General features: G+C 64.6%; 24 protein-coding genes. 14 read left to right on the top strand and 10 right to left on the bottom strand.

The genetic code is table 11. From position 1 onward, the window contains the following. Window positions 1-114: 114 nt before the first annotated feature. From NKI39_RS21360 to NKI39_RS21345, 4 genes are all read right to left on the bottom strand, one after another. Entirely contained in the window at window positions 115-1,209 is a 1,095-nt protein-coding gene (locus tag NKI39_RS21360; protein WP_352820026.1) for a tetratricopeptide repeat protein, read from the bottom strand. Beyond that, complete coding sequence (ku, locus tag NKI39_RS21355; protein WP_352834181.1) at window positions 1,206-2,120, bottom strand: non-homologous end joining protein Ku; 915 nt, start codon at window positions 2,118-2,120, stop codon at window positions 1,206-1,208. The genes NKI39_RS21360 and ku overlap by 4 nt, the downstream gene beginning before the upstream one ends. A gap of 217 nt (window positions 2,121-2,337) precedes the next feature. Next, window positions 2,338-4,836: a DNA ligase D gene (gene ligD / locus NKI39_RS21350; protein ID WP_352834178.1), complete on the bottom strand. Its 2,499-nt coding sequence runs from the start codon at window positions 4,834-4,836 to the stop codon at window positions 2,338-2,340. Window positions 4,837-4,923: 87 nt separating this feature from the next. Next, on the bottom strand, window positions 4,924-5,148 hold the full coding sequence (locus tag NKI39_RS21345) for a hypothetical protein (protein WP_352472112.1): 225 nt from the start codon (window positions 5,146-5,148) through the stop codon (window positions 4,924-4,926). Window positions 5,149-5,465: 317 nt separating this feature from the next. Here NKI39_RS21345 and NKI39_RS21340 point away from each other — a divergent pair, with 317 nt between their 5' ends. The 5 genes from NKI39_RS21340 to NKI39_RS21320 all read left to right on the top strand — a co-directional run bounded on the left by NKI39_RS21340 (window position 5,466) and on the right by NKI39_RS21320 (window position 10,426). Then, entirely contained in the window at window positions 5,466-6,416 is a 951-nt protein-coding gene (locus NKI39_RS21340) for a substrate-binding domain-containing protein (protein ID WP_352472200.1), read from the top strand. A 230-nt stretch (window positions 6,417-6,646) separates the two neighbouring features. Beyond that, complete coding sequence (locus tag NKI39_RS21335) at window positions 6,647-8,215, top strand: sugar ABC transporter ATP-binding protein (RefSeq protein WP_352834175.1); 1,569 nt, start codon at window positions 6,647-6,649, stop codon at window positions 8,213-8,215. After that, complete coding sequence (locus tag NKI39_RS21330) at window positions 8,212-9,228, top strand: ABC transporter permease (protein WP_352834172.1); 1,017 nt, start codon at window positions 8,212-8,214, stop codon at window positions 9,226-9,228. Before NKI39_RS21335 ends, NKI39_RS21330 begins: the two co-directional genes overlap by 4 nt. A gap of 241 nt (window positions 9,229-9,469) precedes the next feature. Then, window positions 9,470-9,838, top strand: coding sequence for an endonuclease domain-containing protein (locus tag NKI39_RS21325; protein WP_352834169.1), 369 nt, complete (start codon window positions 9,470-9,472; stop codon window positions 9,836-9,838). Between the two features lie 90 nt (window positions 9,839-9,928). After that, window positions 9,929-10,426, top strand: a complete 498-nt coding sequence (locus tag NKI39_RS21320; protein WP_352834166.1) for a GNAT family N-acetyltransferase — start codon at window positions 9,929-9,931, stop codon at window positions 10,424-10,426. Window positions 10,427-10,633: 207 nt separating this feature from the next. On the opposite strand, the gene NKI39_RS34335 is transcribed toward NKI39_RS21320, so the two are convergent. The 4 genes from NKI39_RS34335 to NKI39_RS21300 form a co-directional block, all read right to left on the bottom strand. Beyond that, a complete protein-coding gene (locus NKI39_RS34335) occupies window positions 10,634-11,263 on the bottom strand; it encodes a DUF982 domain-containing protein (RefSeq protein ID WP_502898586.1) in 630 nt (209 codons plus the stop codon). Next, window positions 11,260-11,475: a hypothetical protein gene (locus NKI39_RS21310; RefSeq protein ID WP_254819654.1), complete on the bottom strand. Its 216-nt coding sequence runs from the start codon at window positions 11,473-11,475 to the stop codon at window positions 11,260-11,262. Before NKI39_RS21310 ends, NKI39_RS34335 begins: the two co-directional genes overlap by 4 nt. Before the next feature lie 103 nt (window positions 11,476-11,578). Next, window positions 11,579-13,210, bottom strand: a complete 1,632-nt coding sequence (gene groL, locus NKI39_RS21305) for a chaperonin GroEL (protein WP_352472117.1) — start codon at window positions 13,208-13,210, stop codon at window positions 11,579-11,581. Window positions 13,211-13,267: 57 nt separating this feature from the next. Next, window positions 13,268-13,582: a co-chaperone GroES gene (locus tag NKI39_RS21300; protein ID WP_352457303.1), complete on the bottom strand. Its 315-nt coding sequence runs from the start codon at window positions 13,580-13,582 to the stop codon at window positions 13,268-13,270. A gap of 339 nt (window positions 13,583-13,921) precedes the next feature. On the opposite strand from NKI39_RS21300, the gene NKI39_RS21295 reads away from it, so the two are divergent. After that, window positions 13,922-14,191, top strand: coding sequence for an usg protein (locus NKI39_RS21295; RefSeq protein ID WP_352457304.1), 270 nt, complete (start codon window positions 13,922-13,924; stop codon window positions 14,189-14,191). Between the two features lie 114 nt (window positions 14,192-14,305). Here NKI39_RS21295 and NKI39_RS21290 read toward each other — a convergent pair whose 3' ends face one another. Then, window positions 14,306-14,569 (bottom strand): DUF982 domain-containing protein, encoded by a 264-nt coding sequence (locus NKI39_RS21290; protein WP_352501214.1) that lies wholly within the window; start codon window positions 14,567-14,569, stop codon window positions 14,306-14,308. A 137-nt stretch (window positions 14,570-14,706) separates the two neighbouring features. Then, entirely contained in the window at window positions 14,707-14,919 is a 213-nt protein-coding gene (locus NKI39_RS21285; protein ID WP_245274651.1) for a hypothetical protein, read from the bottom strand. 345 nt (window positions 14,920-15,264) lie between these two features. Between NKI39_RS21285 and NKI39_RS21280 the strand changes: the two genes are divergently transcribed. From NKI39_RS21280 to NKI39_RS21245, 8 genes are all read left to right on the top strand, one after another. Continuing rightward, a complete protein-coding gene (locus NKI39_RS21280) occupies window positions 15,265-15,741 on the top strand; it encodes an Hsp20 family protein (protein WP_352834163.1) in 477 nt (158 codons plus the stop codon). Window positions 15,742-15,770: 29 nt separating this feature from the next. Further along, window positions 15,771-16,292, top strand: a complete 522-nt coding sequence (locus NKI39_RS21275; protein ID WP_352541166.1) for an Hsp20/alpha crystallin family protein — start codon at window positions 15,771-15,773, stop codon at window positions 16,290-16,292. A gap of 63 nt (window positions 16,293-16,355) precedes the next feature. Next, window positions 16,356-17,033: a hypothetical protein gene (locus NKI39_RS21270; protein ID WP_352834160.1), complete on the top strand. Its 678-nt coding sequence runs from the start codon at window positions 16,356-16,358 to the stop codon at window positions 17,031-17,033. Between the two features lie 109 nt (window positions 17,034-17,142). Further along, window positions 17,143-17,745, top strand: a complete 603-nt coding sequence (locus NKI39_RS21265; RefSeq protein ID WP_352834157.1) for a CDP-alcohol phosphatidyltransferase family protein — start codon at window positions 17,143-17,145, stop codon at window positions 17,743-17,745. Between the two features lie 26 nt (window positions 17,746-17,771). Beyond that, window positions 17,772-19,559, top strand: coding sequence for a bifunctional alpha/beta hydrolase/class I SAM-dependent methyltransferase (locus tag NKI39_RS21260; RefSeq protein WP_352834154.1), 1,788 nt, complete (start codon window positions 17,772-17,774; stop codon window positions 19,557-19,559). A gap of 2 nt (window positions 19,560-19,561) precedes the next feature. After that, window positions 19,562-20,905, top strand: coding sequence for a phosphatase PAP2/dual specificity phosphatase family protein (locus NKI39_RS21255; protein ID WP_352834151.1), 1,344 nt, complete (start codon window positions 19,562-19,564; stop codon window positions 20,903-20,905). Then, a complete protein-coding gene (locus tag NKI39_RS21250) occupies window positions 20,902-21,330 on the top strand; it encodes a hypothetical protein (RefSeq protein ID WP_352541170.1) in 429 nt (142 codons plus the stop codon). Before NKI39_RS21255 ends, NKI39_RS21250 begins: the two co-directional genes overlap by 4 nt. 8 nt (window positions 21,331-21,338) lie before the next feature. Beyond that, entirely contained in the window at window positions 21,339-22,001 is a 663-nt protein-coding gene (locus tag NKI39_RS21245) for a lysophospholipid acyltransferase family protein (RefSeq protein WP_352775642.1), read from the top strand. The last annotated feature ends 9 nt before the right edge of the window (window positions 22,002-22,010 follow it).

The raw sequence follows: 22,010 nt of genomic DNA, 5'->3' as shown, positions 1-22,010 counted from the left end.
ACTGACCCAGAACACGATCCACCATCGCGAATCTCCCTGCTCCAACCTCACAACAGAATCACTGATCGGCTTCTGTGCAAAGATCTCACAAGGGGAGAAGGAGGCGCTACTACCTCACCCTGCCGACATCCGCGCCAGCTGCAAATCGACAAACTGGATGCCCCGCGCGGCCGTGCGCGCCCATTCGGAATTGGCGTCGAGCTCGAGATAGCGCACCCAGCGACGCCGCGCCTCGGCGAGATTGCCGGCGTCGAACTCCAGCCTCGCAAGGTTGAATACCGCATCGGCATAATCAGCGTCCAATGCGATCGCCTTGAGCAAATGGCGGCGCGCCGAGGCTACCCGCCCCTCCTCGCTCATCAGCCCGGCGAGATTGAACCAGGCCTCGACGAAGCCGGGATCGAGCTTTATGGCGCGGGCATAGTCGTGCGCCGCCTCGGCCGCCTGGCCGGCGGCGCGCAGGCAGTTGGCGCGGTTGAAGGCGGCGATGGCATCGCTTGGGTCGATGGCCAGGCAGCGCTGGTAGAGCGCCGCCGCCTGCTCGTGCTCTTCAGCCCCTTCCGCCGCCTCGGCATCGGCGAACAGCTCTTCCAGCGTGTCGTCATCCTGCGTTCCCAGATCGAACAGCAGCTGGCCGTCGAGTTCGCTCTGGCCGCCTTCGAGATAGATCGCATCGGCCCGCCCGTGCTGCGAGCCGACGGCGAGCGACTTGGCGGTGAGCGAGGCGACCGGGCCTGAGCGGTGCACCGAGCGCGCAATCGCCCCCCACGAGGCGCCGCCGGCAACCAGCCCGGCATATTTGCGGGCGAGGATCAGGTCGCGAAAGGAATACGGTTCGCAATCATGCTCGAAGGCATCGAACAGCGACAAAAGGTCGAGATCCTCGCCGGTCAGCCGCGACTGGTCGATCAGCGACTGCCGCGACAGCGCAGAAGCCTCCGGCGCCTTCATCAATCCGAGCAGGCGCAGGAAGCCGTTCTCGCTGACCAGCTTGCGCCCGGCCGCGCGCTCCGCAGCAGCCCGACGCTCGATCTCGCCATCGCCGGCTTTGGCGAGCAACTTGCGGCCCAACACGACATGTGTGGTGCGCCGAGTGACGCCGCGCCGCAACTGGCCGTGCTGGCGCTCGACCTCGCGCGCCGCCAGCCTGAGCGGAAAGGCCGCCAGCGCGCCGACGATGCCGAAGACCGTGCCGGCGAGAGCCGTCACGCCTTGCTCTTGCCGACGGCTTTGAGAAGGTTCGCCTTGAGCGGGTTTTCCTTGGCCGCGCCAGCGCCGGCCTTGGCGGATTTCGCCGCGGGCTTGGCCGTTTCATCGGCCTTGCTCTTCGACTTGGCCGGCGGTTTGGCCGATTGCGACAGGCTCGCCTTCAGCGCATCCATGAGATTGATGACATTGCCGCGCTCGGGGGCCGCCGCGATGATCGGCTTATGGCCCTTCAGCTTCTCGCGGATCATCGCCATCAGCGCGATCTCGTAGCGGTCCTCGTAATTCTTCGGATCGAAGGTGGTTTCCTTTTGCTTGATCAGCGCCTCGGCCAATTGCAGCATTTCGGGATCGGGGTTTCCGGCCGGGATATTGCCGAAATACTCAGCCGTGCCACGCACTTCGTTCGGATTCCTCAAGGTGCAGACGAACATGCCGTTCTCGCGCGGGCCGATCGTCACCACGCGCTCGCGGCTGGACAGCACCAGGCGGGCGATCGCCAGCTTGCCGGATTTGCGCATGGCTTCGCGCAGCACGGCGAAGGTCTCCTCGGCCATTGCGCCGTCCGGCGCCAGGTAATAGGGCGCGTCCTGATAGATGACGTCGACCGAATGCTCGTCGACAAAAGCCTCGATGTTCATCGTATGGTTGGATTCGATGCGCACCGCATCGAGATCGGAGTCCTCGATGATGATGTACTGCTTGTCCTCGTATTCGTAGCCCTTGACCAGGTCCGAACGCTCGACCAGCCCGAGCTCGGGGTCGACCGGCTTCATGTTGATGCGGTTGTGCGTCTTCTTGTGCAGCTGGTTGAAGCTGATGCGTTCACTCGCGCTCGTCGCCGGATAGAGCCGGACCGGACAGCTGACCAGACTGAGCTTGAGGTAACCTTTCCAACTTGCCCTGGGCGCCATGAATACTCCTACGCGGCCTTGTGCTGTCGAACTGTTCGCAGCGTTCATTCGTCCCGAGGACGAATGCGGCTGCCGAAATCCTACATTGCCCTTACAATGCCGGCAAATCCCTAGCGAAATCTTCCTCCGCCGGAGCCCCTGCAGGTAAGAGGTCCGTGGCGAAGAATAATTCAAATTTTCCGGAGCGTCGATGGAGTCTGGGGCCGCGCCGGCACGACTACCTCGCGGTGCCTATCACCGGCAAATCCCGGGCGAAATCTTCCATGTCGGCCCAAGGGTCGCCTGACGTCGCCAGCAGGCCCGGCAATGACGAATAATTCAGATCCTGCGGGGCGTCGATGGTCGCCAGGTCGCTCCAGCTCACCGGCGTCGAGGCCGGCAAATTGGTGCGGGCGCGCAGCGAATAGGGAGCCGCCGAGGTGTGGCCGCGCGCATTGCGGTGATAATCGATGAAGATGCGCCGCTTGCGGTTATCCTTGCCCATGGTGGTGGTGAAAGTGTCGGGCGCGGTGGCGGCAAGATGCGTCGAGATGGCGCTGGTCGCCTGGTGCAGTTTCTTCCAGTTCTGCTTTTGCGTCACCGGCACTGATACGTGGATGCCGTGGCCCCCGGACGTCTTGGCGAACGGCACCAGCCCTAGCGCTTCCAGCTCGCCCTTAATGTGCACCGCCGCCTCAACCACCTCGCGCCAGGCGATCCCCTCGCCCGGGTCGAGGTCGAAAACGATCAGGTCCGGCTTGTCGAGCCGCGTGCGATGGGTGCCCCAGGTGTGGAACTCGACGACACCGAACTGCGCCAGCGCCAGATAGCCCTTGGCGTCTTCCACCGAGAGATAGGATTTGGTCTCGCCCTCCGAATTGGTCGCTTCGAAAGTCGCCACGGATGACGGCATGCCGGTGAAGGCGTGGCGCTGGAAGAAACAGTCCTGCGGCCTGCCGGTCGGGCAGCGCACCAGCGACACCGGCCGGCCGAGAATGTGCGGCAGCATGAAATCGCCGACCAGCGCATAATAGACGGCAATGTCGAGCTTGGTCGGGCCGGTCTTGCCGAACAGCCGTCGCGTCGGGTTGGTCACCCAGATGGTGGCGAGGTCGGCCTCGGCGATCAGCCGCTTGCGCTTGGCCGAAACCGGCGTCGACAGGCCGACGTCGCGCAGGCCGCGGAACACGGCATGGCGCAGCGCATTGTCGGTGGTCCGGTTGGCGTAGTGGATGTGCGCCGAAAGCAGCGGCCGCACCCATTTCATCTCGCGCATGATTTCGCGCGGAACGCCTTCCGGCGCGGACGCCCCGGCGCGCAACGGCTCCAGCCGCGCCAGCAACTCGCCGGCGGTGGCGGCGTCGAAGCCGGTGCCGACCTTGCCGCGATAGTGCAATTCGCCATCCTCGAATTCGCCGAGGCCGAGTGCGGCCAGCCCCTCGGCCGCATCGGAGACTGTGTAGCCGGCGATGACGAAGTCGCCGGTCTGAAGCGCCTTGGTCTTGGTCCAGGTCTTGGTACGGCCGCTCTGGTAGATTGCCGTGGCGCGCTTGGAGACGACACCCTCGAGCCCCATCTCGGACGCCTGGTCATAAAGTGCCTGGCCGTCTCCTTCGACATGATCGCTGAGCTGGATGGCCGAATTGGCGCCGAGACCGGACAGCAATTGCGAAAGCAGCGCCTTGCGCCGGCGGAGCGGCGCTTGTCTCAGGTCCCAGCCGTCGAGATACAGAAGATCGAAGGCGTAGAAGTGGAGCTTGTTGCCGGCGCCTTCGGCCAGCGCATTCTGCAAAAGGGCAAAGCGGCTGATGCCCTTGGCGTCGAGCGCGACGACCTCGCCGTCGATGATCGCCTCGCGGCACGGCAGCCTGGCGAAGGCAAGGGGCAGGTCGCCATAGCGCTTCGTCCAGTCGAGGCCGGCGCGGGTGATCAGCCTGACTGCGCCGTTAGCGAGATGCGCCATGGTGCGGTAGCCATCGAATTTGATCTCGTGCAGCCAGACTTCGCCCGTTCGGGCCGCTGGGTCATCGCCGCCCGGCGGTTTCGAAACCTGCGTCGCCAGTTGCGGCTCGATGCGGGTGGGCAGCGGCGCCTTGACGGCGCCCGGCAAAGCACCTGGCTTCAGCACCACCGGCCTGGCAGGCTTGGCGGCCGGCTTCGGCGTTGCCGCCAGTTCCTCGATGCGGCGTCCGGATTTGACGCTTTCCGGCCGGGCTTCCAGTATGTCGAGCTTGGCGTCGGCGGCGAGATCGCGCTCCTTGAACAGCAGCCAGTTCTTCTTGCCCGCATCCTCGCCGGGCTTCGGTTTCAGCCGCGTCAGCATCCAGCCGCCATTCAGCTTTTCGCCGGCGAGGCGGAACTTGAAGGAACCGGTGCGCAGGCTCTTCTCGACATCGTCCATCGGCGCCCAGACGCCGGTGTCCCAGACGATCATCGGCCCGCCGCCATATTCGCCTTCGGGAATGACACCTTCGAAGTCGATATACTCGAGCGGATGGTCCTCGGTCTCGACCGCCAGCCGTTTGTCGGCGGGGTTGAGCGACGGGCCGCGCGGCACCGCCCAGCTCTTCAGCACGTCGCCGACCTGCAGGCGAAGGTCGTAGTGGTCGGCGGTGGCGTGGTGCTTGTGAACGACGAAGCGGTTGCCTTCCCCGGCAACCAGCCCGCCGGCGGGTTCCGGCGTCCTCGTGAACTCGCGCTTGGCGCGATAGGCCTTGAGCTTTGGCGGGGCGGTCACGGCCACATGCTCTTGCGCAAAAACAACGGCTTGATGCGCATGTCTTGAATCATTTTGTCAGCATGCGGCAGGTCGGCGTCATGCCGCTCAATCGTCGGTGGCCGGCGTCAATTCGAGCTCGGCCGGCGACAGGCCCTGCTGCAGCTGGCTGAGCCGGAATTCGTCGACCCAATAGGCCTCGCCGTTGACCAGCACCCGCGCGCTGTAGCTGCCGGCCGAAAAACGCTGCGCGGTGATGTACACCTTGTGGCGGTCGAGCGCGTTCCGCACCGCGGCGCGCTTGGATTTCTGACTGGCGACGGAACTGGCCATGCTGGTTACTCACGCACAAGCCGCAAGGCGGCGTGCCTTAAGGATGGCCGAGAGCGTGTCGGCTGTCAATTTGGCGGTCGCTGCGAGCCGCGCGCGGTAGCGCGTTCTTGCGCAAAGCTCCGGCCTTGGCTAGCATCCGCCGGCAGGCACCGAGCGGAGGAGAACGTCGCGGTGGACCGGCTGGAGCGCCGTTGCGTCCCTTCAAACACGAGTTGGGCGCTCGAAGGACACTCCATTTTTGAATCGACGCAAGGAACCTTCCGGAAAACCCATTCCGGTTTCGGGGTCGTGCGCTCATCTGGGAGGAGACTAAATTGATCAACAGACGTGAATTCCTGCTGTCGACCGCGGCGATGGGCGCTTTGGCGCTGGCCGCTCCGCAACTGGCTTTTGCCCAGGACAAGCTGACCATCCTGGGTTCGGTGCCGAGCCTCGGCTTTCCGTTCTTCGTGCACATGCTGAACCAGATCAAGGCGGAAGCCCAGGCCCAGGGCGTCAACCTGGTCGAAAGCGACGGCCAGAACTCGGCGCCCAAGCAGACCGCCGATATCGAAGCGGCGCTCGTGCAGAAGGTCAACGCCATCGTCATCTCGCCGCTCGACGTCAATGCGCTGGCCCCAGCCATCGAGGAAGCGGTCAAGGCCGGCGTTCCCGTCGTCACCATCGACCGCCGTGTCGAAGGCGTCGAGGGCATCCTTGCCCATGTCGGCGCGGACAACGTCAAGGGCGGCGAGGCCGAAGCGAAGGCCATGGTGGCGGCATTCCCGAACGGCGCCAAGATCTTCCATCTGCAGGGCCAGCCCGGTGCCGGCCCGGCGATCGACCGCAACAAGGGTGTGCACAACGTCCTCGATCCGATGAAGGACAAGTACCAGATCATCTTCGAGCAGACCGCCAACTTCGCCCGCGCCGAGGCGCTGTCCGTCACCGAGGCCGGCCTTGCCGCCAACGGCAAGCCCGACGCGATCATCTGCGCCAATGACGACATGGCGCTTGGCGCGGTTGAAGCCTGCGCGGCGCGCAACTTCACCGACGTCAAGATCTACGGCTTCGACGCGCTTCCCGAAGCGCTGGTCGCAGTGCGCGACGGCAAGCTGGCCGGAACGGTCGAGCAATTCCCCGGCGAACAATCGCGCACTGCGGTGCAGATCGCGGTCGCCTATGCCAGGGACAAGACCGAGCCGAAGGAAAAGCTGGTGCTTTTGACGCCGATCGTCATCGGCAAGGACAATCTCGACAAGGCGGAGAGGCTGGGCGAGACGAAGTAAGGTTGCACAAAGGGCGCGCAGCGGCAAAAGTAGCATTCTGTCGCGCCCCCCCTCTGCCCTGCCGGGCATCTCCCCCACTTGGGGGGAGATCGGAAGCTTCGCCGATGGCGCCTTTTCTGCAACGCAGGAAGGTTGGCGAAAGACATCCAATCTCCCCCCTCGTGGGGGAGATGTCAGGCAGGACAGAGGGGGGCGCTGTCCCGCCGACAATCGCAATCCAGGAGCAAACTTTGCCCAAGGCAGCCGCCATCGCGCCCTCTCCCGCCCTGCTCACCGTCGAGGGCGTGACCAAGCGCTTTGCCGGCGTCACCGCGCTGAACGACGTTTCGCTCGAAGTCCGCCCCGGCGAGATTCTCGGCCTGCTCGGCGAGAACGGAGCCGGCAAATCGACGCTGCTCAAGATCCTGTCCGGCGTGATGCCGCCGTCCAGCGGCCGCATCGTCTTCGATGGGGTCGAATTCAGCCCGCACAATCCGCAGGATGCCAAGCGCCACGGCATCGTAACAATCTACCAGGAACTGAGCCTGATCCCGACGCTGACCGTGGCGGAGAATATCTTCATCGGTCGCGCGCCGCTCGGCCGGTTCGGGCTGGTCAGCTGGCGGAAGATGGAGGAAGATTCGCGCGCGATCATCGCTCGCGTCGGCCTCGACCTCGACCCGGCGACGCCGGTGTCGGCGCTGTCGGTGGCCGAGCAGCAGCTGGTCGAGATCGCCCGCGCGCTGTCGCTGAAGAGCCGCTTGATCATCATGGACGAGCCGACCTCGGCGCTGACCGAAACCGAAGTGCACAGGCTGATGTCGATCATGGACCGGCTGCGCAAGGATGGCGTCGCCATCATGTTCGTCACCCACCGGCTGGAGGAGGCCTCGGCGATCTGCGACCGCATGACGGTGCTGCGCGACGGCAGGCTGGCCGGCCATCTCGACCGCGAAGGCGGGCCGATCAAACTGCCGAAGATCATCGAGAAGATGGTCGGCCGCGCCGCTTCCGAGCTCTATGCCAGGCCGACGCAGCGCGACGTCGCCGGCGACGTCCGGCTCTCGGTGCGCGGCCTGCGCACGGTGCGCGATCCGCAGGCGCCGCACGCCATCGTGCTCGAAGGCGTCGATCTCGACCTCAAGGCGGGCGAAATCCTCGGCGTCGCCGGGCTCGTCGGCTCCGGCCGCACCGAGCTCGCCCGCGCCATCTTCGGCGCCGACCGCATTGCCGCCGGCACCATCACGCTCGACGGCAAGCCGATCGCGCCCGCCTCACCCGCCGACGCCATCGAGCTCGGCATCGGCCTGGTGCCGGAGGACCGCAAGCACCAGGCAATCTTCGCAGCACTCGCCATCCTCACCAATTTCTCGATCGCCGCGCTCGACCGCTACTCCAGTGTCGGCTTCATGGCCGAGCGGCGCGAACGCGAGGCGCTGGCGAACTACAGGAAGATGCTGTCGATCCGCATGGCTTCGCCCGAGCAGGCGATCGAGGGCCTGTCCGGCGGCAACCAGCAGAAGGTGATCCTTGCCCGCTGGCTGGCGCGCGATCCCAAGGTACTGATCGTCGATGAACCGACGCGCGGCGTCGATGTCGGCGCCAAGGCGGAAGTGCACCAGATCCTGGTGGAGCTCGCCGCGCGCGGCATCGCCATCATGATGATCTCGTCCGAGCTGCCCGAAGTGCTTGCGGTGTCGGACAGGATCGTCACCATGCGGCGCGGGCGCATTACCGGCGAGATGCCCGGCGTCGAGGCGACCGAGGAGAAATTGATGGAACTGATGGCGCTCGACCAGAAGCAGGAAGCAACGCAATGACCAGCACGACCGAACGGAGCCAGCGCGGCGGTGTCAATATTGCGCGGCTGCTGATGAGTTTCGGCCCACTGATGTTCCTGGCGTTGCTGATCGTCGTCTTCACCGTGCTGAAGCCGAGCTTCATCGACCCGATCAACCTGTTCAACATCATGCGCCAGATCTCGATCACCGGCCTGATCGCGCTCGGCATGACCTTCGTCATCCTCACCGCCGGGATCGACCTGTCGGTCGGCTCGCTGCTCGCCTTCTGCGGCATGGTCGCGGCGGTGGTGGCCAAGGGCGGCACCGCCAACACGCTGTCGCTGTCGACAACGGGCACGCAGGGCTATGGCTGGTTCGCCGCCCTTCTCGCCGCCGTCGTCGTCGGTGCCATGGCCGGCGGCGTCCAGGGCTTTGCCATCACCAGGCTGAAAGTGCCGCCCTTCGTCGTCACGCTTGGCGGCCTCACCGTGTTTCGCGGCCTGACCTTGACGATTTCCAATGGCGGCCCGATCTCCGGCTTCGACGCCTCGATGCGCTGGTTCGGTACCGGCCTGATCGGCCCGGTTCCGGTGCCGGCGATCATCTTCGCGATTGCCGCGATCCTTTGCCATATCGTGCTGCGCTACACACGTTACGGCCGCGCGGTCTATGCCGTCGGCGGCAATGCCGAGGCGGCACGACTCTCCGGCCTGCGTGTCGACCGCATCCTGATCTCGGTCTACATCATCGTCGGCTTCTTCGCCGGCCTTGCCGCCTTCGTTTTGTCGGCGCGGCTCAACTCCTCCGAAGCCGTCGCCGGCATCGGCTACGAGCTGACGGTGATCTCGGCGGTCGTCATCGGCGGCACCTCGCTGTTCGGCGGCATCGGCAGCGTCGGCGGCACGGTGGTCGGTGCAGGACTGATCGGCGTCTTGCAGAACGGGCTGCAGTTCAACAACGTCTCGTCCTACACGCAAAGCATCGTCATCGGCCTGATCCTCATCCTCGCCGTGGCCTTCGACCGCTGGCTGAAATCGCGGGTAAGGAGGTGATACAGGTGCCATGCCTATCCAGGTCGGCGGGTCAGCACCCCCCTCTGTCCTGCCGGCCATCTCCCCCTCAAGGGGGGAGATTGGACGTCGCTCCAGCTTTCGCCAATCTCTAAAGAAGGGAGAATTTTCGGCGAAGCTGCCAATCTCCCCCCTTGAGGGGGAGATGTCCGGCAGGACAGAGGGGGGTGTTCAAGCGCAGCATAGAGAAGATGGGCAAGGTTCGCGCTGAGGAATAGAAGTAGTGAATCACTATCCCGTACCTCCCCGTAACCGCGGCAATGCGCACAAGATGCGCAAGGCCATGACGGATGCCGAGCTGAAGCTCTGGAATGAGGTCAGGGCGCATCGACTCATGGGGCTGGCATTTCGGCGGCAGATGCCAATTGCAGGCCATATTGTCGATTTTGCCTGCCCGGACAAAAAGCTGATTGTCGAACTGGATGGCTCCCAGCATGCCCGGGCCGATGCCTCAATATCGGACGCTACCAGAAGCGCACGGCTTGAAGCGCTGGGCTGGACTATCCTGCGGTTCTGGAACGACGACGTCATTCGCGATATCGACAATGTCTGCCAGCACATAGTCATGGTGGCCGGCGCGGATGTGCGCTGAACTCAGCCGTGCAGGGCCGGCGGGACAGCACCTCTCTGTCTTGCCGGACATCTCCGCTCAAAAGGGGCAGGTTTCTGAGGCGAGGTGCCAATGACCCAAATAAGAACCATGACCGAACAGGACGTTCCGGCGGTGTCGCGGCTGCTTGGAGGGTCCTGGCGACACACCTATTCGCCGATCCTGGGTGCCGAGACCACGGCTCGGCTGTCGGATGAGAGGCACGCGCCGGAGCGGTTGGCGGCCGAGCTCAGGGACGACAGCAAGATGTCCTTCGTCGCTGAGCGGGCTGACGGCTCGCTCGCCGGTTATGCGATGGCCGCGATGGACGACAAAGGCGAGGTCATGCTCGAGCGGCTCCATATAGACAAAAGCGAGTACGGCACCGGCCTTGCCGCCGACCTGCTGCATGCCGTTCTTGCCGCGCATGCGGGTATTCCCAGCATCGCCCTGGAAGTGATCGGGGGCAACGACCGCGCAATCGCCTTCTATCGCACGCACGGCTTCGAGGTCGTCGAGCGCCGGCCGGCTGCACACGGGGTGGGCGGCCATGCCTCGCTGATCATGCGCCGGCTGCTACCGATGGCTTAGTAGGCGAAAGCGGCTGAGCGCGTAATCTCCCCCCTCGAGGGGGAGATGGCCGGCAGGCCAGAGGGGGTAGCCGCGCGTGAGGCGCCAACTTTCTCTTTCGTCCAACATGGCGTCGCGCCAGGACGTACCGACCCCCTCTGTCGCCTTCGGCGACATCTCCCCCTCAAGGGACCCTCAAGGGGGGAGATTGGCGACTTCTCCAACCGCTCAGGCTGGGGCGTTGACGCGCTGTGCGCGCGTTGCCCAATCGGCAACCGTCGCGCCAGCAACGCTCTCGCCGGCAACCATCCCGTTCGTCTGCGGCGCAAGCAGGCCGTTGCGGCGGGCGAAGGCAACGAAGGTGGCGCGCGCCGTCTCGGCGTCGATCTCTCCTTCCAGTGCTGCACGGCACGCTTTTGCGGCGATGTCATGCGCGGCCGTCCGGCTCGTTGCCGGCCACTCAGCCAAAAGTGCATAAGCCTCAGCCGCGCTTTCTATCTTCGTCGGCGTACCGAGGCCGGTGAGGATGGTAACCGGCTTGTCGAACGAAGCACGATCGATGACACTCTCCTTTCCTGGCTCAATCGGCTCCTTGCGGAACTCAACCGCGCGGGCGCTTCGATCCGCCTGCAGGACGGCGTCGATCGGCGAATGCAATACGGCTTGCATGCCCGGCCGCGGCAGCAGCCGATGCACCTTGACCAGCGCCTCGAGCCAGGCCGCCACGCCCAGCGGCGGATGTTCGCGCCCGTAGAGCCACGCCTTTGCCTTGGCGAGCGGGTATCCCGCCTCTTCGGCGAAATCGGTTTCCGACCAACGCAGCAGGCGCAGGCATTCGCGCATCCGCGCCGCGATCATTTGCGCTCCTCCGTGCCGGCCCCCACGCGTTGAGCCGACAGAAACATCAGCGTGTAGGCCGCCTTGCGGCGGTCCCAGCCGGCCGACTCGGCCATATCCAGCAAGCCGTCGACCAAAGGCGCCAGCGCCGCCCTGCAGTCGGCTTCATAGTTGAAATCGTTTTTCGGGCGGGTCGGCGCCGCGATCTTTCCAAAACTGTCCATCATATCCATGGCAACACCTGCTCAGCATTAGTCCCGGACCGGCAAGACCGTGCCCGCTTTTGGCGGACACGGTCCATCTGCCGTTTCGAAGTCGCGCTTTGGAAGCCTGGCCTTAGAAGTCCATGCCGCCACCGCCGGGCATGGCCGGCGCGGCAGCTTCCTTCTTCGGCTTCTCGGCCACCATCGCCTCGGTCGTCACCAGCAGGCCGGCAACAGAGGCGGCACCCTGCAGGGCAGTGCGCACGACCTTGGCCGGGTCGATGACGCCTTGACTGTAGAGGTCGCCGAACTCGTTGGTCTGCGCGTTCCAGCCATAGCCGAACTCGCCCGTCTCGCGCAGCTTGCCGACGATGATCGAACCTTCGGCGCCGGCATTCTCGGCGATCTGGCGCACCGGCGCTTCGATGGCGCGACGCACGATGTCGACACCGGTCTTCTGATCGGGATTGTCGACGACGACATTATCGAGCGCCTTCGCCGCTCTCAACAGCGCCACGCCGCCGCCGGGCAGGATGCCCTCCTCAACCGCCGCGCGTGTGGCGTGCATGGCGTCGTCGACGCGATCCTTGCGCTCCTTGACCTCGATCTCGGTCGAGCCGCCGACACGGATGACGGCGACGCCGCCGGCGAGCTTGGCCAACCGCTCCTGCAGCTTTTCGCGGTCGTAGTCGGAGGTGGTTTCCTCGATCTGCGCCTTGATCTGGCTGATGCGCGCATGGATTTCATCCTTGCGGCCGGCGCCGTCGACGATGGTGGTGTTCTCCTTCTCGATCAGCACCTTCTTGGCGCGGCCGAGCATCTCCAGTGTGACGTTCTCGAGCTTGATGCCGAGGTCCTCCGAGATCGCCGTGCCGCCGGTCAGGATGGCAATATCCTCCAGCATGGCCTTGCGGCGATCGCCGAAGCCCGGTGCCTTGACGGCCGCGACCTTCAGGCCGCCGCGCAGCTTGTTGACGACCAGCGTCGCCAGCGCCTCGCCCTCGACGTCCTCGGCGATGATCAACAGCGGCTTGCCGGATTGCACGGCGGCTTCGAGCACAGGAAGCATGGCCTGCAGGTTGGACAGCTTCTTCTCGTGGATCAGCACATAGGGTTCTTCGAGTTCGACGCGCATCTTATCCTGATTGGTGATGAAATAGGGCGAGAGGTAGCCACGGTCGAACTGCATGCCTTCGACCACTTCCAACTCGGTCTCAGCGGTCTTCGCTTCCTCGACAGTGATGACACCCTCATTGCCAACCTTTTCCATCGCCTCTGCGAGGAAGCGGCCGATCTCGGCATCGCCATTGGCAGAGATGGCGCCGACCTGAGCGATTTCGTCGTTCCTGGTCACCTTGCGGGCATTGGATTTCAGGTCGGCGACCACGGCGTCGACCGCCTTGTCGATGCCGCGCTTCAAATCCATCGGGTTCATGCCGGCAGCGACCGCCTTGGCCCCTTCCCTGACAATGGCCTGAGCAAGAATCGTCGCGGTCGTGGTGCCATCGCCTGCGGTGTCGCTGGTCTTCGAAGCAACTTCGCGGACCATCTGAGCGCCCATGTTCTCGAACTTGTCCTCGAGCTCGATCTCTTTTGCCACCGTCACGCCGTCCTTGGTGATGCGCGGCGCGCCGAACGATTTGTCGAAGACAACGTTGCGGCCCTTGGGACCAAGCGTCACCTTCACCGCATTGGCAAGCATATCGACACCGCGTAACATCTTCTCGCGGGCTTCGGTATGAAATTTCACATCTTTGGCAGCCATTGGAACACTCCTCGATAGGCAGCTTTTCGTTGACTGGAATGCTTGTTCAGGCCCCGCTCAGGCAGCCTTCTTCATCTCGCCCGTGGCTTCGATCACGCCCAGCACGTCGCTCTCTTTCATGATGAGCAGATCCTCGCCATTGAGCTTGATCTCGGTGCCGGACCATTTGCCGAACAAAATGCGGTCGCCGACCTTGACGTCGAGCGGCTGCAATTGGCCGCTGTCGTCGCGCGCGCCCGGACCGGCGGCAATGACCTCGCCCTCCTGCGGCTTCTCCTTGGCGGTGTCGGGGATGATGATGCCGCCCGCGGTCTTTTCGTCGACCTCGATGCGGCGGACCAGGATGCGGTCATGCAATGGACGGAACGCCATGTCGTTCTCCTCTCGGGACAAACAGATTTTCGAACATCCTCCTGACCGGACCGGCAATATCGGCCCGGCACGGGGTGCGCGATCTCTTCTTCAGGCATCGCGCGCATACGAACTAGTCGCGCTTTTTTCAGCTTTCAAGAGGATCATGCAAAAATTTTAGCACTCGACACCTGAGAGTGCCAATACGCTGTAATTGTTCGCACATTCGCCGTTTCCGGCGCGATGACCCGGCCGGATTTCCAAATCTGTCCGTCTCCTGAGCCGCTTGCCGGCGGCTGGAACCTATGTGGAAGGCGAGGCGTTTTGCAGACCGAGGTTCATTGGGAAAGGAAGGATTGCATGACCAGCAGGGACTTTCAGCTCCAGATGCAAGGGTTTGGCCTCACCACGGCGGAGATCCACTACCGTCTGCCCGATCATCGAAGCCTGCTTCAGCTCTATATCTGGCAGGAATACGATATCGCCCCTGATTTCCCGACGCTGAAGCATTTCCTCGATTTCTGGGAGCGCGAGATCGAAGGCCCGCTACATTCGGTGCGCGTGGCTCATCACCGTCTGATCCAACCGTCCGAATGGCGGGCCGTAAACGGCATTATCACCGTCCACTGAGGAGCAAGCCGATCTGCCGCCAGACAGCAAACAAAGTGCCTCCGAAGCGGGGGAAAGAGGTAGCTGACTCTCCCCCACTTGTTTTGGATCTCACAATATCGGAGGGCGTCCGGACTAGCCGGCGTGGTCGACAGGCTTGCGGGCGAGCAATCCAGCCTTGCGCGCCGCCCTGACGAAGGCCTTGCGCGCATCACGCGCGGTGCGCCAGCCGTCGAGCGCGTCGCGGCAGGTCCGATAGGCGGCGCGCCAGCTCCGGCCGCGTGCACGGTCCGGCCACTGCTGGCGCATGCATTCGATGGCTTCCCAACTGCTGGCGACCTTGCGCTCGCTCGATTGGAATTTCAACGTGATCGGCTCGGCGAAGCGGACGTCGTCCATCACTTCCTCCTTGTTTTCTGATCGTCTTCTTGTTTGAGCAAGCAACGTTATGCTGGCGGCACCGGCGGCCGGCCGGCGCCGCTGAAGGACATGGTTCGTCCCTTTGCGCGGTTCAAGAGCATCGCGGCAACAGCCGGTTATTCCTCCTCGTCCGGCCCTTGCAGCAGTTCGATCAGCGTCGCTACCCTTGCCGTCGGCAGCGGTCGGCCCTCGTTCACCAGCGCCTCGTCGGCGGCGATCCAGGCCAGGGCCTCGCGCAATTCCTGGACCGTCCCGTCCGTCGCCGCAATGTCGGCGATCACGGCTTCGTCGACCGGGCCCAGCACAGAAATGATCTCGTCGCGTGTCATGGTCAGCTCCATCTGCGAGTGCCGGGAACGGGCCCGGCAACACAAGAAATCTGGGTCTTGACCTGCTGCAGACAATAACCGGCCGGGGAAGTCAGCGTTGGCAATTGAAACCAGACAGGCAATCTCGTGCCGGACATCTCCCCACTTGTGGCGAGATTGGCAGCCCCGCCGAACCGACCGAAAACCGGCCCAAAAACCGGCAACGCGAGAGCCACCGGGGTCTTGACTTGCGGCGGACAATAACCAGATCGAAGGCACCGGTCGCCGAAATGGGGCCGGCGGAACCAGGGAGCGCCAGCTCTTTGGCGCCCCTCGTATCTATGTTGCTCGATGGAGGATGTAGCTATGAGAACCGCATTCGACTTTTCCCCGCTCTATCGGTCGAGCATCGGCTTCGACCGCGTCTTCAACCTGCTGGAAAATGCTCCGCAGGCCTTCGACGCCTGGCCGCCCTATGACATCGCGCGCAGCGGCGAGAACAACTACCGCGTCACCATCGCCGTAGCCGGGTTTTCCGAGGACGACCTCGAAATCACTCATGAACCCAACCTCCTCATTGTCTCCGGCCAGCACAAGGAGCCGGACAACGCGGAGTATCTGCATCATGGCCTCGCCACACGGCCCTTTACCCGCCGTTTCGAGCTTGCCGATCACGTCAAGGTCGCAGGCGCCTCGCTCGACAACGGCCTGCTCAGCATCGATCTGGTACGTGAGGTGCCAGAGGAGATGAAGCCTCGGCGCATCGCCATCGCGACCGATGTCGCCTCGCCGAAGATCGGGTCGAAGGTCGCGCAGGGCGAAGCAAACAAGCAGGCTGCCTGAATGCACCAGTCGAGAAAGGAGACTATGCAATGGCTATTCGTGATCTCATTCCGTGGGGCCGGGAGAACAATCAGCCCCCCAGCCTGTTCCGCAACGGCGACGGCGATCCCTTCCTGACGCTGCATCGCGAAATGAACCGCCTGTTCGACGAGGCGTTCCGCGGCTTCGACACGAGGCTGCCGTCGCTCGGTGGCTTCTCCGCTGCCCGCGCCAGCTGGCCGAGTGTCGAAATCTCCGATAGCGAAAAGGAGATCCGCGTCACCGCCGAGATCCCCGGCATGGACGAGAAAGACGTCGAGTTGCTGCTCGATGACGGTGTGCTGACGCTGCGCGGCGAGAAGCGCGAAGAGACCGAGGACAAGGACAGGCAGTTCTCCGAACGCTTCTATGGCCGTTTCGAGCGGCGTATCCCGCTCGGCTACGAAGTCGACGAAGACAAGGTGAACGCCGCGTTCCGGAACGGTGTGCTCAGCGTGACGCTGCCCAAGACGGAGCGCGCCCAGGCAAAGGCCAAGCGTATCGCCATCACCGGCGGCGACGGCAAGTCCTGACGGCTCGTAGGACGACGTCCCTTCTGCCTGTCGGTTCCGGCGGGCAGAAGCGGGCAAATGTCGATGACCCGTTCTCCCGACGCTCCGGTTCCGCCTGACCAGGCGCAGCACGCCCTGCAGTGCCTGACGACCGAGCATTTCGTGCTGCAAAACGCTCGCGCCGCGACCATTCAGGAAGCGAACCAGAGAGCCGATCTGTTCCTGACCTCGGTCTCAAGCGCAACGATTGCCTTGTCCTTCGTCGCGCAGGTCACGGAGATGGGCAGGCCGTTCGTGTTGTTCAGCCTGATCTTGCTGCCTTGCCTTTTCTTCATCGGACTGGTCACCTTTGTGCGCGCGGTGCAGGTTGCCATCGAGGACATGGTGCATGCCCGCGGCATGGCCAGGATCCGCAACTATTTCGTCGAACTGGCGCCGGTCCTGCAAAGATACCTTGTCAATTCCACGCATGACGACCCCTCGGCGGTGCTGGTCGACAAGGGCCTCAGACCCTCGCCGCTGCAATATTTCATGACCACCGCGGGGATGGTGGGCACGATCAACGGCGCCATTGCCGGCGTCTTCACCGGCATCGTTGTTAAGTCCGCTTTCGGCGGGGGCATGTCGCCCGGCGTGATTTGCGGGCTGGCGGTCTTCGCGACATGCATTCTCATCCTGCGGCGCTATCATAGTCGCGCCTGGGCGGCGGCCGAAGAAAGCTTGCCCGCACGGTTCCCGGGCGACAATGGCAGGGAAAGCTAGCGCCGACATATCCGGATGTCGAAAAGTGGCAGGGCGCCGCCCTTGCGTCTTGCGCGCCAATTGACCATCCTCGCCAACATCATTTGCACCGCGGCCGGGGGGTTCGCACATGCCGACGCTTTATGCGCTGAAACCGGCCTTCCAGGCCAGGCTGCGGCCGCTTGCCGATGGCCTGGCCAGGGCCGGCGTCACCGCCAACCAGATCACACTGCTGGCCGCTGCCCTCTCGCTCGCCGCCGGCCTTGCGGTGGCAGTCCTTGCAGGCCATCGCGCGGTCTTTCTGCTGATGCCGCTCGTGCTGTTTGCGCGAATGGCGCTGAATGCGATCGACGGCATGCTCGCAAGGGAACATGGCCAGGCCTCGAAGCTCGGCATGTATCTCAACGAGCTTTGTGATGTCGTCTCCGATCTCGCTTTGATCCTGGCCTTTGCCGTCATTTTTCCTGCCTGGGGCGTCGTTGCATTCGCGATCGCGGCTATGATCACGGAGTTCGCCGGCGTGCTCGGCATCGCCGCCGGAACCGGGCGCAACTATGCCGGCCCGTTCGGCAAAAGCGACCGGGCGCTGGCGCTTGGCATCCTCGCCGTGCTTATCGCGTCCGGCCTGTGGGTCCCAGCGCTCACGCCGCTCGTGTTTCCGGCCATGGCTACACTCTCGCTGGCGACCGCCATCAACCGGATACGCAGCGGCCTTAACGGGAGCAGCAGCTGAATTCCGGTCTCGCCAGGGAGAACAACATGCTTCACCAACAGACGGTTGCCGCAGTGGCTTCAGCCAATATCGAGCGGGTGGCGCAGGAGCGCAGCTTCAAGAGCCATGACGGCACCGAGGTCTTCTATCGCTATTGGCCGGCGCTGTCGGAAAACCGCAAGGGTGCCATCCTGCTGTTCCATCGCGGCCACGAGCATGGCGGCCGCATGGCGCATCTGGTCGACGAGCTGCAGATGCCCGACCACGCCTTCTATGCCTGGGACGCGCGCGGCAATGGCCGCTCCGCCGGCGAACGCGGCTATGCGCCATCGTTTGCGGCACTGGTGCGCGACATCGAGTGTTTTGTGCGCGAGATCGGCAGCGACGGCTTTGCCCGGCGCGATATCGCGCTGATCGCGCAATCCTTCGGCGCCGTGCTTGCCGCCGCCTGGGTGCATGATTACGCGCCCGACATTCGCGCCCTGGTGCTGGCCTCGCCGGCCTTCTCGGTCAAGCTCTACGTGCCCTTCGCCAAGCAAGGCATTGCGTTGTGGCAGAAGCTGAAGGGCCGCTTCTTCGTCAATTCCTACGTCAAGGCGAAATTCCTGACGCATGATCCCGAGCGCATCGCCTCCTTCGACGCCGACCCGCTGATCACCCGGCCGATCGCCTCCAACATCCTGGTCGAGCTCTACGATCATGCCGCGCGCATCGTCGCCGATGCCCGCGCCATCACCGTGCCGACACAGCTTCTGATCTCCGGCAGCGACTGGGTGGTGCGCCATGGACCGCAGCACGAATTCTTCGTCAATCTGGCGAGCCCGGCCAAGAAGCGGCACGTGCTGCCCGGCTTTTTCCACGACACGCTGGGCGAGCGCGACCGCCACAAGGCACTCGACCTGATCAGGCCCTTCCTCGAAAAGCAGTTCGCGGCGCCGGAAGAGCCGGTCGACCTGACCTGGGCCGACCGCGCCGGCTACACACGCGACGAGGCCGACCGGCTGGCCTCGCCGCTGCCGCTGCTGTCTCCCAGGGGGCTCTACTGGGCAATGAGCCGCGCCTCGATCCGCATGGGCGCCTGGCTGTCGTCCGGCATGAAGACGGGGATTGCCACCGGCTTCGATTCCGGCTCGACGCTCGACTATGTCTATGAGAACGAGGCGCGCGGCATCAGCCCCATCGGCCGCATGATCGACCGCACCTTTCTCGATGCCATCGGCTGGCGCGGCATCCGCCAGCGCAAGCTGCATCTGGAGGAGCTGATAGGCAGCGCCGTTGAGACGCTGAAGGCCGCCGGTCGGCCGGTCCATATCGTCGATATCGCCGCCGGCCATGGCCGCTATGTGCTCGATGCCGTGCAGAAAGGCGCCGCGCCGCCGGCAAGCGTGCGGCTGCAGGATTTCTCCGAGCTCAACGTCTCGCTCGGCCGCAAGCTGATCGCCGAGCGCCATCTGCCGGCGACCGTCTCGTTCCATCGAAGTGACGCCTTCGACGCCACGCTGCTGGCCGGGCTCGACCCGGCGCCGGATCTCGCCATCGTCTCGGGGCTCTACGAATTGTTTTCCGATGATGCCATGATCGCCCGCTCGCTCGGTGGACTGGCCAGCGCCATGCAGCCCGGAAGCCTGCTGGTCTACACCAACCAGCCCTGGCATCCGCAGCTCGAGATGATCGCGCGCAGCCTGACCTCGCACCGCGGCGGCCAGGCCTGGGTGATGCGCCGCCGCACGCAGGCCGAGATGGACCAGCTGGTGGCGGCCGCCGGCTTCGAGAAGCTCGACCAGCGCATCGACCAGTGGGGCATCTTCACCGTTTCGGTCGCGCGGCGCGTCTGAGCATGGACCTGCCTGCCTGTGCCTCACCTCGCGATGCCGCTGCCCTTCCGGCCTTGCCGCGCGAGCCGTATCCCGGGATCGTCCTGCGCGCCGCATTGTGGCTGGCATTTCTGGCGCCGTTCTTCTACGCCACCTACGGCTTCGCCAACTGGCTGGCGTCGCGGCGCGACGACGTCGGCAGCATCGTCTTTGGCTGGGAGCATGGCATCCCGTTCCTTGCCTGGACGATCGTGCCCTACTGGTCGATCAACCTGTTCTACGGCTTGTCGCTGGTGTTGAACAATTCGAAGAGCGGCGTCGACCGCCTCGCCGGCCGCTATCTGACGGCACAGATCGTCGCCGTCGCCTGCTTCATCCTGTTCCCGCTGACTGCCACGTTCGTGCGCCCGCAGACGAGCGGTCTGCCCGGCTTCATGTTCGCCGTACTCGGCGGCTTCGACAAACCCTTCAACCAGGCGCCGTCGCTGCATATCGCGCTGCTGGTCATCATCTGGGACCATTGCCGTCACAGATTGGCCGGCATCGCCGGCGTCGCCTGGCATGTCTGGTGTTTCCTGATCGGCGCCTCGGTGCTGACGACGTGGCAGCACCATTTCATCGACATACCGACCGGCGCGCTGCTCGGCCTTTTCGCGCTGTGGCTGTTTCCGCGCGACGGCGCCTTGCCTTTCGCCGGCTTCCGCCTGACCGCGGACCCGAAAGCGCGGCTTCTGGCGCTGTTCTATGCGCTTGGCGCAGCCTTTGCGCTGGCCGGCGCTGCCGCCGGCGCATTGGTCTCGGCGCTGTGGCTCATCCTGTTGTGGCCGGCACTGGCGCTGGCCATAATCGCTTTCGCCTATGCCGGCGCCGGCGCCAAGGTGTTCCAGAAAACAGCCGATGGCCGCGTGTCGCTGGCCAGCCGTCTTCTGCTGTGGCCCTACCGGGTTGCCGCCAAGGTCAATGTGTGGGCATGGACGCGAAAGCTCCCGGCGCAGATCGTCATCGCCGACGGTGTTTCCCTTGGCCGTTTTCCGACCGCCGCCGAGGCCGACGCCTTCGGCACGGTGATCGACCTTGCCGGCGAATTGGAACGGCCGCGTGGCGCCTCGATCCGATGGTTGAGCCTGCCCATGGTCGACCTTTTGCCGCCGTCTCGCGAGGCGCGTGCGCAAGCGGTGGCGGCGATCGAGACGGCGCGGAGCCAGGGCACGGTGCTGGTCTGCTGTGCGCTCGGCTTCCAGCGCAGCGCCGCCGTCGTCGCCGAATGGCTGGTCGCCAGCGGCCGGGCCGCCACGTCGGATCAGGCGCGAGGCCAGCTCGCTGCCGCCGGCCGGCCTGTGCATCTTGGCATGGACGCGGCGACATGACTGCTTTTCGAGATAAGGCCGAGACGTTCGCCGCCGGACTGATGGTGCAGGTGGCGTGGCCGCTGCTGTTGATTGCTGCTGCCTTGCTGGCGGCGCCGGTCATCGGCCTGGCGACTGCGCCGCAAACATCGTCGCTGTCCGCGGCGGCCTGGCTGATCGCCGCCGCGGGTGCCATAGCCACAATTATTCTCTCGGCCCTGCTTTTGTTCGACGCGCTGCTGTTCCGGCTGATGGCCAGCCACGCCAGCGAAGCAGGCGGCGGTGCGGCGATCGACGACGTGCTGGCGCGCATGCGGCTGAAACCCACGGCGGCCGGTGGCCGCTCGCTCGACCAGCGGATGGCCGGCACGCGCCGTCTGCTCGCCAAGCAGCGTATCGCCTTCAGCCTGTTCGCGGCGGCCTCGGTCGTCGCGGCATTCTTTTGAGCCCGTCCATGACAAAGCTTCGCGTCAGCACCTATACCCTGCTGCAGACGGTGACCTCGGTCGGCCTGTCGGCACTGGCCTGGGTGGTCACCGGCGTGCGGCCGATCTGGAACGGCAGCCAGCCGTCGGACCGGCAGCGCATCTACTTCGCCAACCATGCCAGCCACGGCGATTTCATCCTGCTGTCGGCCTGCCTCAGCGAGAAGGAGCGCGCCCGTACCCATGCGGTGGCGGCCGCCGATTATTGGAGCAAGTCGCGGCTGCGCCGTTTCATTGCCGAGGACATGCTGTCTTCCGTGCTGATCCACCGGCAGTGGACGGATGAAACGCAGCACCCGATCTCGATCATGCTGTCGGTGCTCGACCAGGGCCACTCGCTGATCCTGTTTCCCGAAGGCACGCGCAACATGACCGACGAACCGCTGCTGCCGTTCCGCTCCGGCCTCTACAATCTGTCGATGGCGCGGCCCGATGTCGAGCTCATCCCGTGCTGGATCGAGAACATGTCGCGGGTGCTGCCCAAGGGCCAATTCGTGCCGGTGCCGCTGCTTTGCCGCGTCGTCTTCGGCGCCCCGATCGCCATTCAACCGGGTGAGGAACGCCGCGCCTTTCTCGACCGCGCCCGCGAAACGCTGCTGGCGCTGAACCCCCGGCCGCAGCGAGACGATTGAGGACCAAGG

Origin of the sequence: Mesorhizobium sp. M0664 (assembly GCF_040320565.1) — a bacterium.
GTDB lineage: Bacteria > Pseudomonadota > Alphaproteobacteria > Rhizobiales > Rhizobiaceae > Mesorhizobium.
Note: the sequence above shows the minus strand (reverse complement) of the source record. Positions and strands in the feature narration are given on the sequence as shown.